This window comes from Brevundimonas sp. Leaf280 (assembly GCF_001422455.1).
GTDB lineage: Bacteria > Pseudomonadota > Alphaproteobacteria > Caulobacterales > Caulobacteraceae > Brevundimonas.
In genome coordinates this window covers 582,969-600,702 of record NZ_LMNC01000001.1, presented here as the reverse complement: position 1 = coordinate 600,702, position 17,734 = coordinate 582,969, and the positions used below count along the sequence as shown (strand labels likewise).

At 67.5% G+C, this 17,734-nt stretch carries 13 protein-coding genes, 1 tRNA gene and 1 pseudogene; 9 read left to right on the top strand and 6 right to left on the bottom strand.

The features are described from left to right. Window positions 1–105 precede the first annotated feature (105 nt). Complete coding sequence (locus ASF31_RS02845; RefSeq protein ID WP_156355836.1) at window positions 106–2,535, top strand: PAS domain-containing protein; 2,430 nt, start codon at window positions 106–108, stop codon at window positions 2,533–2,535. A gap of 45 nt (window positions 2,536–2,580) precedes the next feature. Here the strand turns inward: ASF31_RS02845 and ASF31_RS02840 are convergent. Continuing rightward, window positions 2,581–2,657 (bottom strand) — tRNA-Lys (locus tag ASF31_RS02840). Window positions 2,658–2,745: 88 nt separating this feature from the next. Here ASF31_RS02840 and ASF31_RS02835 point away from each other — a divergent pair. From ASF31_RS02835 to ASF31_RS02820, 4 genes are all read left to right on the top strand, one after another. Continuing rightward, window positions 2,746–3,834: a CaiB/BaiF CoA-transferase family protein gene (locus ASF31_RS02835; RefSeq protein WP_200918538.1), complete on the top strand. Its 1,089-nt coding sequence runs from the start codon at window positions 2,746–2,748 to the stop codon at window positions 3,832–3,834. A 73-nt stretch (window positions 3,835–3,907) separates the two neighbouring features. Next, window positions 3,908–4,171: a hypothetical protein gene (locus ASF31_RS02830; RefSeq protein WP_055753212.1), complete on the top strand. Its 264-nt coding sequence runs from the start codon at window positions 3,908–3,910 to the stop codon at window positions 4,169–4,171. Between the two features lie 44 nt (window positions 4,172–4,215). Continuing rightward, window positions 4,216–6,006 (top strand): autotransporter assembly complex family protein, encoded by a 1,791-nt coding sequence (locus tag ASF31_RS02825; RefSeq protein ID WP_055753211.1) that lies wholly within the window; start codon window positions 4,216–4,218, stop codon window positions 6,004–6,006. After that, window positions 6,003–10,241 (top strand): translocation/assembly module TamB domain-containing protein, encoded by a 4,239-nt coding sequence (locus ASF31_RS02820; protein ID WP_055753210.1) that lies wholly within the window; start codon window positions 6,003–6,005, stop codon window positions 10,239–10,241. The genes ASF31_RS02825 and ASF31_RS02820 overlap by 4 nt, the downstream gene beginning before the upstream one ends. A 21-nt stretch (window positions 10,242–10,262) precedes the next feature. On the opposite strand, the gene arsC is transcribed toward ASF31_RS02820, so the two are convergent. Then, complete coding sequence (gene arsC, locus ASF31_RS02815) at window positions 10,263–10,604, bottom strand: arsenate reductase (glutaredoxin) (protein ID WP_055753209.1); 342 nt, start codon at window positions 10,602–10,604, stop codon at window positions 10,263–10,265. Then, complete coding sequence (locus ASF31_RS02810; RefSeq protein WP_055753208.1) at window positions 10,604–11,146, bottom strand: hypothetical protein; 543 nt, start codon at window positions 11,144–11,146, stop codon at window positions 10,604–10,606. The genes arsC and ASF31_RS02810 overlap by 1 nt, the downstream gene beginning before the upstream one ends. 96 nt (window positions 11,147–11,242) lie before the next feature. On the opposite strand from ASF31_RS02810, the gene ASF31_RS02805 reads away from it, so the two are divergent. The 3 genes from ASF31_RS02805 to astD are packed head-to-tail and all read left to right on the top strand — an operon-like array spanning window position 11,243 to window position 14,917. Further along, entirely contained in the window at window positions 11,243–12,493 is a 1,251-nt protein-coding gene (locus tag ASF31_RS02805) for a hydrolase (protein WP_055753207.1), read from the top strand. 1 nt (window position 12,494) lies between these two features. After that, window positions 12,495–13,502 (top strand): arginine N-succinyltransferase, encoded by a 1,008-nt coding sequence (locus ASF31_RS02800; protein WP_055753206.1) that lies wholly within the window; start codon window positions 12,495–12,497, stop codon window positions 13,500–13,502. Further along, window positions 13,499–14,917: a succinylglutamate-semialdehyde dehydrogenase gene (gene astD, locus ASF31_RS02795; protein ID WP_055753205.1), complete on the top strand. Its 1,419-nt coding sequence runs from the start codon at window positions 13,499–13,501 to the stop codon at window positions 14,915–14,917. Before ASF31_RS02800 ends, astD begins: the two co-directional genes overlap by 4 nt. On the opposite strand, the pseudogene ASF31_RS14905 reads toward astD, so the two are convergent. Next, a pseudogene (locus ASF31_RS14905) lies at window positions 14,898–15,008 on the bottom strand (hypothetical protein); the annotation flags it as partial. The gene astD and the pseudogene ASF31_RS14905 overlap by 20 nt on opposite strands. Window positions 15,009–15,074: 66 nt before the next feature. On the opposite strand from ASF31_RS14905, the gene astB reads away from it, so the two are divergent. After that, window positions 15,075–16,406, top strand: coding sequence for an N-succinylarginine dihydrolase (gene astB / locus ASF31_RS02790; RefSeq protein WP_055753204.1), 1,332 nt, complete (start codon window positions 15,075–15,077; stop codon window positions 16,404–16,406). Window positions 16,407–16,410: 4 nt separating this feature from the next. Here the strand turns inward: astB and phhA are convergent, their stop codons facing one another. Further along, window positions 16,411–17,286, bottom strand: a complete 876-nt coding sequence (gene phhA, locus ASF31_RS02785; protein WP_055753368.1) for a phenylalanine 4-monooxygenase — start codon at window positions 17,284–17,286, stop codon at window positions 16,411–16,413. 55 nt (window positions 17,287–17,341) lie between these two features. After that, the gene (gene hspQ, locus ASF31_RS02780) at window positions 17,342–17,650 is read right to left on the bottom strand and encodes a heat shock protein HspQ (protein ID WP_017504111.1); all 309 of its coding nucleotides are present in this window, start codon (window positions 17,648–17,650) and stop codon (window positions 17,342–17,344) included. Window positions 17,651–17,734 lie beyond the last annotated feature (84 nt).

The following is a 17,734-nucleotide window of genomic DNA, read 5'->3' as shown; positions in this document are numbered from 1 at the left end:
CTTAGACCACGCCTCGGCTGGCGATTAAAGCGTAGCGGCGGAAGCGGTCGGTAACGAAGAATTCTCTGATTTTAGGTCACTTTGACCGGTCGTTGGAGTTCGGTCGTGCCTTACATCGCCAAGAGCCTGGAAGCCCTGGACGCCCCTGCTGGTCCGTTCCAACGTCTTACGGAACTGGCCTGCACGGTTTTCGATGCGCCCGCCGCCGTCGTCACCCTGGTCAGCGGCGACAACGCCGTCCTCTGGTGCAGCGATCGTGAACTGGTTCGAAGCCTGCCGCGCGAACGCACCCTCGGCGACCGTCTGCTGCGCCGGGGCAAGGGCGCCGTCCTGGTGGTCGAAGACGGCTTGGCGGACCCCGCAGCGCGCAATCATTTCCTGGTGGCGCCCCCCTACAATCTGCGTTTCTACGCCGGCGTGACGATCTGCGGCCCGGACGGTCAGCCGTTGGGTGCGTTCGGCGTCATGGATCGCAAACCCCGCCCTCACCCCTCCGACGCCCAGATCGCGACGCTGCGAACCCTGGGCGCCATGGCCGAAGACATCATCGCGTCGCTGGAAGTCGGTCGCGTCAGCGATGAGCGCCACGGCACGCTGGAGCTGATCGAAAACATGGCCGGGGTCGGTCATTGGCGGTTGGAACTGGCCAGCGGCAAGGTCCACTGGTCCGACGAGGTGTTCCGCATCCACGGTCTGGATCGCAAAACCTTCAATCCCCAGGTCGATTCGGCCATTGACCGTTATCACCCCGACGACAGGCCCGGATTGTTGGCGGCGATCGCACACTCCGCCGAAACCGGCGATGGCTACAAAATGCGTCTTCGGCTGATCCGCGCCGATGGCGAGGAGCGTGCGGTTCTGACCCAGGCGCGCGCCGAACGTGACGACGCCGGGGTGGTGAAGGTCCTTTACGGCGTGTTTCAGGACATCACAGACCAGCAGGCCCAGATCGCCCGCGCTCAGCGTGACGAGGCGCGCTATCGGCTGTTGGCCGAAAACGTCGGCGATGTGATCACCCGCGTTCGCCCGGACGGCACCAGCAAATACATCTCTCCGGCGATCGAAAGCCTGCTCGGCTGGACCACCGAAGAGATGAACGGTCGACCCATGGACTATGTCCATCCCGACGATCGGGAAATGGTGACCAGGGCCGTACTGGGAACCATCCACACCAAGGAGCCGTGCCGGCTGGAGCACCGCGCCCTTCATCGCGACGGTTCGATCGTCTGGGTCGAATGCACCTTCCGCGCCTTGGCCGCCGAGGCGGGCAAGCCGTCGGAGGTGGTGGTGGTCATCCGTGACATGACGGATCGTAAGATCCTGGCGGACGAACTGGTCACCGCGCGCGACCGGGCCGAGGCGGCGGCGGCGGCCAAGAGCGAGTTCTTGGCGAACATGAGCCATGAACTGCGCACGCCTCTGACCAGCGTCATCGGCTTTTCCAACCTGCTGAAAGCCAGCGAGGCCTTGCCCGAAGCCGAGAAGGGCTATGTCGCGCGCATCGCCACGGCTAGCGAGGCCCTGCTGTCGGTCATCAACGACGTGCTGGACTATTCCAAGCTCGAAGCCGGCATGATCGAGTTGGAGCCCCAGCGTTTCAACCCGGCCGCCCTGGCGCACGAGACGGTCCAGATGATGGAGGCGCAGTGTCTGGCCAAGGGTCTGGCGCTGCACGTCGATCTGGCGCCGGACATGCCGGATCGCCTGATGGGCGACCAGGCCCGTCTTCGACAGGTCCTGCTGAACCTGCTGGGCAATGCGGTGAAGTTCACCCGCCAGGGCTCGGTCAGCCTGTCGATCGGCGGGGCCTTGGAGGCAAACGGCGCATGGCGTCTGACGGCCGAGGTGACCGATACCGGCATCGGCATGAGCCCCCAGACCCAGGCCCATCTGTTCGAACGTTTCTCGCAGGCGGATCGGTCGACGACCCGGCTCTACGGCGGCACCGGCCTGGGGCTGGCGATCTCGCGGCGGCTGGCGCGGGCGATGGACGGCGATATCGTCGTCACGAGCCAGCCCGGCCTGGGATCGACGTTCAAGGTCACCGTCCCGCTGCACATCGCCGAGGGCGGATCGGATGCCGAGGGACCGCGCCTCAGCGTCATGCCCGAGGGCCGCGTGCTGATCGCCGACGACGCCCCGGCCAACCGCGAACTGATCAGCGTCATCCTTGTCGGCATGGGACTGGAGGTCGCCACCGCGAGCGACGGCGCCGAGGCGGTGCATGCGGTGCAGTCCGACGTTTACGATCTCGTCCTGATGGATATGCAGATGCCGGTCATGGACGGCCTGACAGCCACGCGCGAGATTCGCCGGATTGAGCAGGGCGGCGGACGCCGACTGCCGATCATCGCCCTGTCCGCAAATGTTCAGCCGGACCAGATCCAGCTGTGTCGCGACGCCGGCATGGACGACCACCTGGCCAAGCCGCTGCAACTGCCTGCCCTGGTCGCCACCCTGTCGAAGTATCTCGACAAATCGAACGCTCCGATCGCGGCAGATACGACTGCGCCCGGTCGTTTCGCGACGCACTGAAGGCAAGGCCCAGACAGCAAAAAGCCCGCCGAAGCGGGCTTTAAATGGTACGTCCTCTCGGGCTCGAACCGAGGACCCTCTGATTAAAAGTCAGATGCTCTAACCAACTGAGCTAAGGACGCACCGCGCGACGTCCGGGCTGGCCCGAACCGTCGAAGGGCGCCTTCTGTTGTAATCCGGCCTTCCGGTCAAGACCCGGTCTGCTACTCATTGGGCATGAAACCGTTAAATGGCGTCCGCATCATCGAATTCGACGGCTTGGGGCCGGTCACCTTCGCCGGAATGATGCTGGCGGACCTGGGAGCGGAGGTGGTGCGGCTGACGCGCGACGCCTCGGCCGGACCGGCGATCTTCGACGAGGTCGGAGGCGAAGTCCTGCACCGGGGACGAGCGGCCGTTCCGGTCGATCTGAAATCACCGGCCGATCGCGAGCGCATCCTACAGCTGATCGATGGGGCCGACGCGGTGATCGAAGGTTTTCGACCCGGAGTCATGGAGCGGCTGGGCTATGGTCCCGACGTTGTCCAAGCGCGAAAGCCCGCGCTGGTGTTTGGGCGCGTGACGGGATGGGGCCAGACGGGGCCGCTGACGAACGCGGTCGGGCATGATCTGAACTACATCGGCCTGTCGGGCGTGCTGCACGCCATGGGCGAGGCGGATCGTCCGCCCTCCCCGCCGTTGAACCTGGTCGGCGATTATGGCGGCGGGGCCATGCTGTTGGTGGTCGGGGTGCTGGCCGCGCTGGTGGAGGCCAGGACGACGGACAAGGGACGCGTGGTGGACGCGGCCATGACGGACGGCGCGGCTCTGCTGGGCGGTCTGTTCCAAGCCTTGCGGGGTCGGGGACTGTGGAGCGACCGGCGCGGATCCAACCTGCTGGACGGGGGCGCGCCCTTCTATCGCTGCTACGCCTGTCGCGACGGTGGGTTCGTGGCGGTGGCGGCGCTGGAGCCGCGTTTCTACGCCGCGCTGCTGGCCGGCTTAGAGATCGATCCGGCTGATGCGGTTCAATACGACATCGCCGCCTGGCCGGCCCTACAAGCGCGGCTTGCGGCCTTGTTTGCAAGCAGAGACCGCGATGACTGGAGCGCCCATTTCGCCGGGACGGAAGCCTGCGTCACGCCCGTGCTGAGCCTGGCCGAGGCGCCGGATCATCCGCACAATCAGGCGCGTGGAACATACCACAGCGGCCTGCCGCAACCCGCGCCCCGTTTCGACGGCGTAGTTGCTGCCCCCTCCCCCAAGTCCGAACTGACCTTGGATCAAATGGTCACAAAATGGTCCGATCACGCAGGATGACCGACGCAGATTTCGGCGCTAAGGGAACAGCTTAGCGCGACAGGCGTTTGGTCGGCGGAGACCGGGGACTTTCATGACACGCTCGATTTTTGTCTTGGCCGCCGCCGCCAGCGTGCTCGCGCTGTCGGCCTGCGACGACCGTCCTTCCCGCTCGGACGACGACAATCGCGAGATGTCGGTCCAGCCGGCGCCTCCGCCGGTCAAGGAAGAAGCCCCCCCGCCTGCGCCAGAGGTGCAGGATCCGACGCCCACGCCCCCGCCGTCGACGACGCTTCCGCCTGAGGAACGCACGTCTGAACAGTCGGTCCAGCCCGAGAGCGAGACGCTGTTCTACTGACGAACAGGTTTGCCGGGGGGCGTCCTTTTGACGAAAGATCGAGTTTGACGTTCAGGCCTACCCTGCTGGTCGCCCTCGCGGCGTTTTCGGCCTGCGCCCATTCAGCGGCGGCGGAACCCCGCGCGCAAATCCGGGGCGACATGGACGGCGATCTGCGGCGGGCGCTGGAGCGGGCCGTGGGCGAGGTGGACGGCGCGCCGGCCAGCCGCTTCGAGGCGCGTCGTCGCGCCGAGAGCGCCGTGACCTCGGCGACCGCCCTGCTGCGGTCCGAAGGCTACTATCAACCGGTCGTCGAAGACATCGTCGAGGGTGAGGAGACGCCGATCGCGGTGGTCTCGGTGGAACCGGGGCGCCGTTTCCTGCTGACCGATCCGACGATCCAGTGGGCCGACCCCGCGCCTGAGGCCGAGGCGGCGGACAAGGCCAAGACTGCGATCGCGCTGAAGGCGGGCGATCCAGGTAGAGCGGCAGACGTCATATCCGGCGAAGGTCGGGCCGTGGCGGCGCTGGTGCGTGACGGCTATGCCGACGCCAAGGCCAATCCGCGCCGTGTCGTGGTGGATCATGCGGCCTTCACCGTCGCGCCGGAGTATCGCATCGCCGCCGGCGCGCTGGTGCGTCTGGACGGCGTGCGCCTGACCAGCCAGGGCCGCACCAATCCAGCCTGGGTCGCGGGCCTGGCCCCGTGGAACGAGGGCGATCGCTACGATCCCGAGATGGTCGCGGAGCTGGAACGCCGGCTGCTGGACACAGGCGTCTATGACGGCGTCAGCGTCGCGTTGTCGCCGCTGGACCAGATCACCGCCGATGGTCATCGCCCCGTGGTGGTCAGCCTGCAGGACCGCCCCCGTCGCGTGCTGGAGGCCGGCGCTACCTGGTCGACGGCGGAGGGCGCGGGCGTGGACGTGATCCAGACCCGCTACAATCGCTTCGGCCGCGCCGACACCCTGAGGCTGGAGGCGCGACTGGCCGACATCGACAGCCGGATCGGCGCCGACCTGTCCCTGCCCCACTGGCGTCGGCCCGGCCGGACGCTGAAGCTGGGCGCGGCGGTCGTCAACGAGGACACTGACGCCTATCTGCGCACCGCCGTGGTTCTGTACGCCGACCTGCAACAGCGGATCGGCAAGACCTCCTATTTCAACTACGGAATTGGGCTGGACGCCGGGCGCTACAGCGAGACCCGCTATGACTTTACCACCCTGCCCCCGCAGCGCGTGACCTTCGACCGCGATCTAGCGATCATCACCGCGCGGACCAGCGCCTACATCGACCGCTCCAACGATCCGCTTAACCCGACCAAGGGCTGGCGGGTCAATCTGGCGGTTCAGCCGACGGCGGTGACCGGCGAGAGCAACATTCTGTTCCTGCGCACCGAAACGCAAGGCACCGCCTACTTCCCCGTCGCGGGTGATCGCACCATCCTGGCCGGGCGCATGAAGATTGGCTCCATCGTCGGCGGCAGCGAGCTGAACGTGCCGGCCGACCGTCTGTTCTATTCCGGCGGCGGGGGTTCGGTGCGGGGCTATTCGTACCAGAACGTCAATCCGCAGCTGCCGGACGGCACGCCGCGGGGCGGTCTGTCGCTGTTCGAAACCTCGTTCGAGGTGCGCCAGTCGATCGGTCAGAGCTTCCAGGCCGTCGCCTTCGTCGACGCCGGTTCCGTGGGCTTCCAGGAGACGCCGAACCTGACCAACATGCGCTACGGCGCGGGTGTGGGCGTGCGCTACATGCTGCCGTTCGGACCGATCCGGGCGGATGTCGCCATGCCGCTCAACAAGCGTGAGGGCGACTCGGCCTTCCAGATCTACATCAGCATCGGGCAGGCGTTTTGACCGATACACCGCCCGAAGCCACGCCTGAAGACGCAACGACGCCGGCCAAGGCGGTGCGACCCGCAAAGCCGCGTCGCGGGCTGGTCAGGCGCATCGCCCTGGGCGTGGGTGTGGTGGTGGCCGGACTGCTGGTGCTGATCGCCGCCGCTTTGGTCGGAGGGCGTTACTACATCGCCTCGGACGGCGGTCGCGACATGGTGCTGCAACGGCTTCAGGACCTGAAGATCAGCCGTTACGGCCGGCTGAAGGTCTATGGACTGAAGGGCGATCTGCTCAGCGACTTCACCATCGATCGCATCACATTGGCCGACAGTCAGGGCATCTGGCTGGAGGCGAACAACCTCAGCATGGATTGGTCTTATCTGGCCCTGCTGGGCCGCAGTTTCCATGCGAACGACATCAAGGCCGAGACCATTCGCGTCCTGCGCCGGCCCGTGGTCGAGCCGCCCACCGGCGAACCGCCCAGCCCCCAGCCGATCTCGGTCCGCATCGACAAGTTCGCGGCCAATATCGAACTGATGGAAGGCTTCTCCAAGGAATACGGCCGTTGGAGCCTGTCTGGGAACGCCAGCCTGCCACGTACGGGCGCCAAGAGCGCGACGGTCAACGCCGACAGCCTGAACCGGCCGGGCGATTTCCTGCGTCTGGCGGCGACCTTCGGCGGCAAGCTGGAAGACACGCGCCTGAACCTGCGCGCCAATGAGGCTCAGGGCGGACCGCTGGCCGGGGCCTTGGGCTATTCGCCGGATCAGCCCTTCTCGGCGGTTGCGGTTGTGAACGCCGATGTCGTCAATGCGCGGGTCCAGACGGGACGGTTCGTCCCCCTGATCGTCCAGGGCCATTTCGGCGACAAGGGCTCTCGCGTCGCGGGCTTCGCCGACTTCAGCAACTCGGACCTGCTGGCGCCTTTCGTCACCAAGATCGGCCGCACCGCGCGGTTCGGCTTCGCCATGGTTCCGACACCGGACAAGGCCAGCCAGGGCGTGGCGTGGAAGCTGATTTCCGACAATGTCCAGTCCGAAGCGCGCGGCCTGATCCGCAACTCCGACCGCAGTTCGCCGGACGGAATCAGTCTGAATATTCAGACGGCCTCGCTGAGCCGGCTGGTTGGGTCCGATGTGGCGGGACCAGCGGCCTATTCCGGCCTGTTCAAGGGCGACGCCCAGACCTGGACGCTGGATGGCCAGGTCACCCTGCTGAACGCCAATGTCGCCAGCTATCGCGCCACGCGCATCGCCGGACCGCTGAACGTCGCGGTCAAGAACGGCCGCATCGATCTGGACGGCGACATTCGCGCCAACGGCGGATCGGGCGAAGGCATCATCGGCGGCCTCTTGGGTCCCGCCCCACGCGTGCAGATGAAGGCGGCGCGGATGAAGGACGGGGCCATCCTGCTGACCAAGGTCGATCTGCAGGGCCAAGGCCTGACGCTGAACGGCTCGGGCTCGCGCAATCTGCTGGGCGGGATGAACTTCCGCGGCGAGGCGCAACTGACCGACGCCAGGCGCGTGCTGCCCGACGCGCGCGGCGCCTTCGGCGGCCCGATCCGGGCCTCGTCGGCGCGGGCCGGCGCGCCGTGGATGCTGAACTTCGACGGACGGGGCCGCAACCTGACGGTGGGTCTGGACGAACTGGATCGCCTGCTCGGCAAGACCCCGCGCCTGCAACTGGCCGGCAAGCTGAACGGCGGACGCATCGAGGTCGAGCGCGGCGAACTGACCGGCGCGGCCGGTCGCGCGGGGGCCAAGGGCATTATCGAAACAGCTGGTAAGCTGAGGCTGGCGCTGGACTGGAACGCGCGTGGCCCGTTCGCGGCCGGGCCGGTCGAGATCGGCGGCGACATGAACGGACGCGGCGCCCTGACCGGCACACTGGCCCAGCCGCGCGTCGATCTGACCGCCGGCTTCCAGCAGGTCACGGCCGGCGCTCTGACGCTGAACAACGCCGATCTGACGCTGAGCTTCCGCAAGGGCGCAGATGCATCGGACGGCCGGATTTCGGTGGTCAGCGGCTCGAACTATGGTCCGGCGCGCGCCTCGGGCAACTTTTTCCTGGGCAGCAAGCGCATCCGATTGAGCGATCTGGACGTGGACGCCGGCGGCGTGACGGCCAGGGGCGCCATCGCCCTGTCCGACAGCATTCCCTCCAGCGCGGACCTGACCTTCTCGGCGCGGGCCGGGGCCTTCCTGGCTTCGGGCGAAGCCAACGGACGGGTGCGGCTGACCGACGGCGGCGGATCGGACAGCGCCATTCTGGACGTCAGCGGTCGCAACGTCCGGCTGGCCGGTCAGAGCTGGATCATTCGCAATCTGGATCTGGACGGACGCGGCACGTTGAACAACCTGCCCTTCACCTTGGCGCTGGACGTGGGCGGCCCCAACCCGGCCCAGTTCAACGGCACGGGCGTCTATTCCCGGCAGAACACGACGCACGGCCTGACGCTTCGCGGCGGCGGCCGGGTGCGCGAGGTGGCCTTCACGACCCGCAGTCCCGCCTCGATCACCCTGAACGGCGCCACGCGTACAGCGCATCTGGATCTGGGCGTGGGCGGCGGCGTGCTGCTGGCCGACCTGCGTCAGGATGCGCGCGGCGCCGCGATCCAGGCCGACCTGACCCGTGTGGATCTGGGCTCCATCTCGCCCGAACTGCGCGGCAGCGTGACGGGTCAGGTCGCCCTGCGCGGCGCCGGCAGCGACCTGTCAGGTACGGCCAATATCGCGCTCCAGAACGTGCGCAGCATCGACGCGCCGCGCGGCCTGGCCGTCGACGGACGCGTGGACGCCACCCTGGCGGGCGACCGGCTGAGCATCAAGGCGACGGCGGTCGACGAGGGCGCGGTTCAGGCGTCCGCCGATGTCGTCCTGCCGGTCGAGGCCTCGGCCGCGCCGTTACGCCTCGCCATCGCCCGGACGCGCGAGATGTCGGGCCGGGTGTCGATCAACGGGCAGATCCAGCCGATCTGGGACCTGTTCCTGGGCGGCGACCGCAGTCTGGCGGGCCAGGTGGCGGGTCAGGCGACGATCGGCGGGACGCTGAACGCGCCGCGCCTGAACGGCCGGTTTGATCTGAGCCAAGGCTCCTATCGCGAAAATGCGGTCGGTCTGGTGCTCAGCGATATGACGCTACGGACGCGCTTTGATGACACAGCCGCCCAGATCGAGACCTTCACGGCCAATGACGGCAAGGGCGGCATGGTGTCCGGCCAGGGCCGCATCGGCCTGCGCCAAGGCTCCGGATCGAACGCGCAACTGGTGCTGAACCGCTTCCGGGTCATCGACAACGATATCGCAGAGGCGCGCGCCTCGGGCCCGATCACCATCGTTCGCGGCGCCGACGGCAATATTCAGCTGGGCGGCCGCATCGACATCGACGAGGCCAAAATCGAACCGGAACTGCCCGGCGCCACCGGCATCGTCTCGATGGATGTGGTCGAGATCAATCGTCCCGGCGGCGATCCGGAGGAGACCGAGCAGAAGGCGCGCGGTCCGCAGATCGGCATGGACATCGTCCTGCGTTCCAGCGGCGGCAAAGTGCGGGTCAACGGTCGCGGCCTGAACGTGATCCTGGATGTGAACGCCCGGGTGCGCGGCACGATCGCCCAGCCGCAACTGACCGGCACGGCCAATGTAGTGCGCGGCGATTATGAGTTCGCGGGCAAGCGGTTCGTGTTCGACGACACCGGTCGCGTCACCTTGTCGACCGATCCCAAGCAGATCCGTCTGAACCTGGCGGCGACGCGCGAGGACGCGGCCCTGACCGCTTCGATCAACGTCACCGGAACGGCCGCCGAACCCAAGATCGCCCTGACCTCCACCCCGTCCCTGCCCCAGGACGAAATCCTGTCGCAGGTGCTGTTCGGACGCTCGGCGTCACAGCTGTCAGCCTTCGAGGCGGCGCAGTTGGCGGCCGGGGTCGCGGCCCTGGCGGGCGGCGGCGGGTTCGACGTGATCGGCAACCTGCGCGAACTGGCGGGTCTGGACCGGCTGTCGTTCGGCGGCGACGCCTCTGCGGTCACGGTTGCAGGCGGTCGCTACATTACCGACGACGTCTATCTGGAAGTCATCGGCGGCGGTCAGAATGGCGCGGCGGTAAAGGTCGAATGGCAGCCTCGGCGCAACGTCGCCATCGCCTCGCAGTTCGGCGGCCAGGGCCAGACCAGCCTGTCGATCCGCTGGCGTCACGAAAGCCGCGAGGCGGGCGACCGTCGTCCGAACCGGGGCGGCCGCAACCGCTAGGCCGCCCCATCGGATCTGTCGCTAGAGAACGTCCAGCACCCGCTCCACGGGTCGTCCGATGACCGCGCCCTTATCGGTTTCGACGATCGGACGTTCGATCAGGATCGGCTGAGCGATCGTTGCGGCCAGGATGGCTTCGTCGTCTGCACCGGCGTCCAGCAGCGCCTTGGCGTCGGCCTGCTTTTTACGCAGCAGGCCGGACAAACCGAGGCCGGTTCTGGACGCCAATCGCTCAAGCGTCTCGCGGTCCCATCCGGTCTTCAGATATTCAACCACCGTCGGTTCGACACCGCGCTCGCGCAACAGAGCCAAGGCGTTTCGCGACGTGCTGCATTTCGGATTGTGGTAGAAGACGACCAACATCACGCCTCCTGCTTCAGACGATGCAGCAGCATGGCGCCCTGCAGCGACGCGACATAGATCACGCCCGACACGATCATGGCCGGCCAGGTCGTCAGGTTGATCCACAGCGGAAGGTCCGGCGATGGCATGGTCCCCAGCAGCCGCATCCCCAGATTCGCCACCACGCTGTAGGCGATCAGCGCCAGCATGATGATCGGTATGGCGCGCGTCATCATGCGCCACTGAACCACCGCCACGACGCCATAGAACAGGACGGAGAAGATCGCGCCCGAGGCGATAGCGAACGGCCAGATGACCTTCATCATCTCCTGCTGCATGGCCAACTGATCCGCCGACAGACCCATCTTGGCGTACTCCGCGCTCATCGCCGTCTCGAACCAGCCCGAGGTGAACATCCACCAGGTCGGGATCAGGCCGACGATCAGGGCGATGACCAGGCCGATCACCATCGAGCGCGCGGAACGCTGGGCCTCGGCCATGCCGCGCGGCAGCTTTAGCGGGTTCATGGCGCGGAGCCAGAGGTCGATCTTGTTGCGTTGCATTGGGGCCCTCGTTTCGAGCGGAACCTAGCGGTGATCGGCGATGACTTACAGGCCCCGACCTTCACCTTTGGGGTCGAGGCGTCTAGGGTCCGGCCGATGCGGATTCTGACCTCGGACCAGGCCGTCCTCGACCACGTCGCCGCGCGACGCGAGACGATCATCGGCCGCACCATCGACTGGGCGAACATCAACTCCGGCAGCCGCAACGCCGCCGGGCTGAATGCTGTGCTGGATGTTCTGGAAGCGGCGGCGGGCGCCCTGCCCGCCAGTGTCGAACGCCTCCCGACACAAGGTTCGACCACCGTCGCCGACGACGGGTCGGTGCGGACCGAGGCCCATGCCGACGCGCTAAAGATTACCGCCCGGCCGGATGCGCTGATCCAGGTCGTGCTGACTGGCCACTATGACACCGTCTTCCCCGCCGACAGCCGATTCCAGACCGTGACTACGCGCGCCGACGGCGCCCTGAACGGGCCGGGCGTCGCCGACATGAAGGGCGGGATCAGCGTGCTTCTGGCCGCGCTGGAGGCGTTCGAGACCCATCCTGACAGACACGGCGTTGGCTGGACCGTGCTGCTGAGCCCCGACGAAGAAATCGGCTCGCCGGCGTCCGCTCCGCTGCTGGCCGAACTGGGTGCGCGCGGCCATGTCGGCCTGACCTATGAGCCGGCGCTGGCGGACGGCACGCTGGCGGGCGCGCGGAAGGGCAGCGGCAACTATCATCTGATCGTGACGGGTCGCGCGGCCCATGCCGGGCGGGCGTTCGATGAAGGTCGCAATGCGGTGGCCGGCGCCGCCATCATCGCCGCCGCCCTGCATGGGCTGAACGGCCAGCGCGAGGGCGTCACCGTCAATGTCGCCAAGATTTCAGGTGGGGGCGCGCTGAACGTCGTCGCCGACAACGCCGTGGTCCGGTTTAACGTGCGGGTGCCGGACAAGGCGGCGGCCGACTGGATCGACGCATCCGTACGGGCCATCGCCGCGACACCGCCATTCGAGGGCCTGACGCTGGATCTGCACGGCGGCTTCACCCGCGCGCCCAAGCCGATGGACGCCGCTCAGACCGCCCTGTTCGAGGCCGTGAAAGAAGCCGGCGCCCTGCTGGGCCAGCCCATCGCCTGGAAACCGTCGGGCGGGGTGTGCGAGGGCAACGACCTGCACGCCGCCGGCTTGCCCAATATCGACACCCTAGGCGTTCGCGGCGGCGACATCCATTCGGATCAGGAGTTCGCCTGGCCCGACAGCTTCGTCGAGCGCGCGCAGCTCAGCGCCCTGATCCTGTGCAAGATCGCGTCGGGTGAAATCGACGCCGCCAAACTGAAATCCCTGCGGATGGAAACCCTGTAGAATGCTTGTCGTCCGTCCCGCCGGCCCCGCCGATCTCGACCATCTGCTGGAACTGGCCATCCTGTCCGGCCCCGGCTTCACCAGCCTGCCCGAAGACCCCGACGCCCTGGCCGATCGGCTGGAGCTGAGCCAGGCCAGCTTCGAAGGTCGCGTGCCCTGGCAAGAGGCCTGGTACACCCTGATGCTGGAAGACGGCGACACCGGCGACATCGACGGCGTCGGCTCGGTCAAGGCGACAGTCGGACTGAGGCGACCCTTCTTCTCGTTCCGCGTCGTCAACAACACCGTCCAGTCGCCCTCGCTGGGGGTGAAGCTGGATCACCAGACGCTGGTTCTGGTCAATGAATGCACGGGTTGGACCGAGGTCGGTTCGCTGTTCCTGAAGGCGGATCGGAGAAAGGGCGGCGCGGGTCGTCTGCTCAGCCAGTCGCGATATATGCTGATCGGCGCACAGCCCGAGCTGTTCGCCGACAACGTGTTGGCGGAGTTGCGCGGCGTCTTCACGCCCGACGGCGCCTGCCCGTTCTGGGACCATGTGGCGCACAAATTCTTCCCGATGGAGTTCGACCACGCCGACCGGATGACCGGCTCGACGGACAAGCAGTTCATCCTGGACCTGGCGCCGCGCCACCCGATCTATACCGAGTTGCTGCCCGAGCCGGCCCGCGCGGTGATCGGCAAGGTCCATCCGCAAGGCGTGCCGGCCATGGCCCTGCTGGAAAGCGAGGGCTTCAGGCCCAATGGTCTGGTCGACATCTTCGACGCCGGTCCGACCGTCGCCTGCGGCCGCGACAATATCCGGACCGTGCGCGACGCCCGGCGCCTGGTGGTCCAGATCGTCGAGGGCGTTGAGGCCGAGTTGCCGGCCCTGATCTCGACCGACAGCGTCGCCGCCTTCCGCGCCGTCCGCGCCAAGGCCGACATTGATGGCGACGCCGTGCGCCTGACGGCCGAAACCGCCGCCGCGCTCAAGGTGCGCAGCGGAGACATTGTGCGAGTAAAATCATGACCCGTTTCACCTCCACCGATCCCGCCACCGAAGCGACCAACTGGGAGGGCGAGGCCGCCAGCGCGGCGCAGGTCCAGGCCGCCGTCGACGCCGCCCGCACCGCCTTCCCTGCCTGGGCCGATGCGCCGCGCGCCGACCGGATCGACGCCGTCAAACGCTATCAGGCCGTCCTGAAAGACCGCGCGCCCCAGATCGCGGAGGCCATCGCGCGCGAGACCGGCAAGCCGCTGTGGGAAACCAAGACCGAGGCCGCCGCCATGATCGGCAAGGTGGACATCTCGATCCGCGCCTATGACGAGCGCACCGGCGAACGGTCGACCGACACGGCCTTCGGTCGCGCGACCCTGCGCCACCGCCCGCACGGCGTGGCGGCGGTGCTTGGCCCGTTCAACTTCCCCGGCCATCTGCCGAACGGCCATATCGTCCCCGCCCTGCTGGCGGGCGACACCGTCGTCTTCAAGCCGTCGGAGGAAACGCCCCTGGTCGGCCAGGTGATGGCCGAAGCCTTCGCCGCCGCCGAACTGCCGACCGGCGTGGTCAATGTGGTTCAGGGCGGACGCGAGACCGGCGTGGCTTTGCTCGACGCCGGAATCGACGCCCTGATGTTCACCGGCTCGGGCGCGGCGGGCGCGCATTTCCGGCGCAAGTTCGCCGATGATCCGCACGTCATCCTGGCGCTGGAGCTGGGCGGCAATAATCCGCTAGTGGTTTGGGATGCGGCGGACGCCGAGGCCGTGGCCGGGATCGCGGTTCAGTCGGCCTTCATCACCACCGGCCAGCGCTGCTCGTGCGCACGGCGCCTGATCGTGCCCGAAGGGCCGCAGGGCGACGCCATCATCGAGGCCATCGCCGCCCTGTCCGACCGTCTGGTGTTCGGCCCGTGGGACAGCGATCCCGAACCCTATGCCGGACCGCTGATCTCGGCCCGCGCGGCCGAGGCGGCGCTGAAGGCGTTGCAGGAGAGGATCGAGATGGGGGCAAAGGTCATCCGCGCCTCGGGTCCGGTCGCCAACCTGCCCGGCGCCTTCGTCAAGCCGGCCATCATCGACGTGACCGGGATCGATGTCCCCGACGAGGAGATGTTCGCGCCCTTCCTGTCGGTGACGCGCGTCGCGACTTTCGACGCGGCGATCCAGGCGGCCAATGCGACCCGCTATGGTTTGTCGGCGGGTCTGGTCAGCGACGATCCGAAGAACTGGGACCATTTCATCCGTCGCATCCGCGCGGGCGTGGTCAACTTCAATCGCCCGACCACCGGAGCGGCAGGCGACATGCCGTTCGGCGGCCTGGGCGCCAGCGGCAACCACCGGCCCAGCGCCTACTACGCCGCCGACTACTGCGCCTATCCGGTGGCGAGCTTCGAGGCCGATGCGGTCGCGAACATCGAGAGCGAGATCAAGGGATTGAGACCATGATCCCTTCTCCCCTTGCGGGAGAAGGTGGCCCGCGCAGCGGGTCGGATGAGGGGTTTCTCCCTGCCGGCCACCTGCGTGACCCCTCACCCGTTCGCGCCAGGACGACGGCTTGCGCCGTCGTGCGCGACCTCCCTCTCCCGCAAGGGGAGAGGAAGCTGTGAGCGCCGTCGAAGCCAACGCCGACGGCCTGATCGGGCCGACCCATTCCTACGCCGGTCTGTCGCCGGGCAATCTGGCGTCCAGCCTGAATAGGGGCGAGGCGTCCAACCCGCGCGCGGCCGTGCTTCAGGGCCTCGACAAGATGAAGACCCTGGCGGATCTGGGCCTGCCCCAGTTCGTCCTCCCGCCGCACGAGCGGCCGAACATTCCCTTCCTGCGGACCCTGGGCTTCGCCGGCTCGGACGCCCAGGTGCTGGAGCGGGCCTGGCGGAGCGCGCCCTCGTTCGCCGCCGCCGCCTGCTCGGCCTCGCCCATGTGGGCCGCCAACGCCGCGACCGTGACCCCTAGCGCCGACGCCGCTGACGGCCGGGTGCATTTCACGCCGGCCAATCTGCACACCAATCTGCACCGCAGCCTGGAGCACCGGCAAACGAAGCGCGCGCTGGACGCCCTGTTTGCCGACGCCAGCCGGTTCGCCGTCCATGACGCCCTGCCCGCAGTCGCGCACCTGGCCGACGAAGGCGCCGCAAACCACGTACGTCTGTGCGCCGAACATGGCGGCCGCGGCGTCAATCTGCTGGTCTGGGGTCGCGAGGCATTCGAGCCTTGGGACGGCCCCTTCCCCGCTCGCCAAACGCGCGAAGCGTCGGAAGCCATCGTGCGCCGCCACGAAGCCGGACGGCCGGTCCCGGCCCAGCAATCCCGCGCCGCCATCGCCGGCGGCACCTTCCACAACGACGTCGTCTGCGTCGGGGCGCTGGACACCTTGTTCTTCCACGAGTTGGCGTTCGAGGACACGGCCGCGACCCAGGCCGCCATCCGCCGCGCCGCCGATGGGCTGTTCGAGCCAATCTTCGTCGAGGTCTCGTCCGCCGACCTGCCGCTGGCCGATGCGATCTCGAGCTATCTGTTCAACTCCATGCTGATCCAGGTTCCGGGCGAGGATCGGCTGACCCTGATCTGTCCGACCGAGACCCGCGACAACCCACGCAGCCATGCGGTGGCGCAAGCGCTGGCCGCCTCCAACGGTCCGATCGGCCGGGTGCAGTATGTCGACGTGCGCCAGTCGATGCGCAACGGCGGCGGACCGGCCTGCCTGCGGCTGCGTGTCGTGCTGACCGAGGCCGAACTGGCGGCGACCAACCCGGCCATGCGCGTGAGCGACGATCTGCATGCGCGTCTGTCGGACTGGGCCGGGCGCTGGTACCGCGATGAACTGCGCCCCGCCGATCTGGCCGACCCTGACCTGTTGGTCGAAAGCCGTGGCGCGCTGGACGAACTGACGACGATCCTGGGACTGGGCGGCGACTTCTATCCGTTCCAGCGCTGACCGGTCAGGCCGCGAACCGCCCGCCGCGTTGGGCATAGGCCTGGGTGCCGCGGGTGAAGACCTGGTCGGTCGGCAGGACGGTTTCGATGGCGAGGTCGTCCTTGCCTTTCAGCGCCGCATAGACCGGCCCGAAGTCCTTGAGCGTCTCGTCCTTCAGGGCTTCCAGGCTGTCGATGACGAAATAGACCTGCTGGAAGTCGTCAATCCGGTAGAGGGTCCGCATCACCCGCTCCAGCTCGAAGCCCAGGCGGTTGGGCGACGGATCGTCCAGAGCAAAGACGCTCTCCGTCGCCGAGGAGACGATGCCGGCGCCATAGATGCGAAGGCCGTCCGCCTCCTTCATCAGGCCGAACTCGACCGTATACCAGTACAGGCGCGCCAGGTTCGGCAGCATGCCCAGGCTGGCCGCCCGCTGCCCGCCCTTGCCATAGGCCTCCATATAGGCGGCGAAATCGGGGTCGGTCAGCATCGGCACGTGGCCGAAGACGTCGTGGAAGATGTCGGGCTCTTGGAGGTAGTCCAGTTGGTCCGGCTTGCGGATAAACTGGCCCGAGACGAAGCGGTGATTGGCCAAGTGATCGAAAAAGACCTCGTCCGGCACTAGGCCCGGTACGCAGACGACCGTCCAGCCCGTGAGGGCCTGAAGCTTGGGATTGATCACGTCGAAGTCGGGAATGCCGCCGGCGTTGAGGTCCAGCGCGTCCAGTCCCCGCATGAAGGCGTCGCAGGCGCGACCGGGCAGAATCTTCATCTGCCGGGCGTAAAGCGTGTCCCAGGTCTGGTGCTCGACCTCGGTGTAGGCGGCCCAGTTCTGGGGAATGGTCCAGTCGGCGGCCGCGCCCTCGGGCGGCTTTTCGAAGACGTGTTCGAAGTCGGACATGGCGTATTCCTCTTTTGCCGCCATCCTAGCCCGGAGCCGCCACGGCTTCCAACCGTCAGTGCAGACGTTCGTCCAGCGGTGCGTGGTGGCCCATGCCGTCGGTGGTGAACCACCGCTCGGCGTCGTCGGGCAGCAGCACGGAATCGCCGTCTTCCAGAGCGCCCTCGGCGGCGTAGGCGACAAAGCCGCCGTCCTCGCCCAGGGCGAAGACGCGGTAGAAGGGCTGGTCCGGCCTGACCAGGCCGCTCTCACCGGCCGGTCCCTCATAGGCGTGATCGACATCCATCACGACGCCACGAAAGGCGTCGTCGCGGTGGCGGACAATCTGGCCGATGGCGAAACGTGCGGTCTGAATGCGGGTCATCGCACTTCATACGATTCAGCGCATGACCCCAATGCCTGCCGGTCTGTTCATCTTCCTGACAGAATGGCTTGGCGCGGACGATCC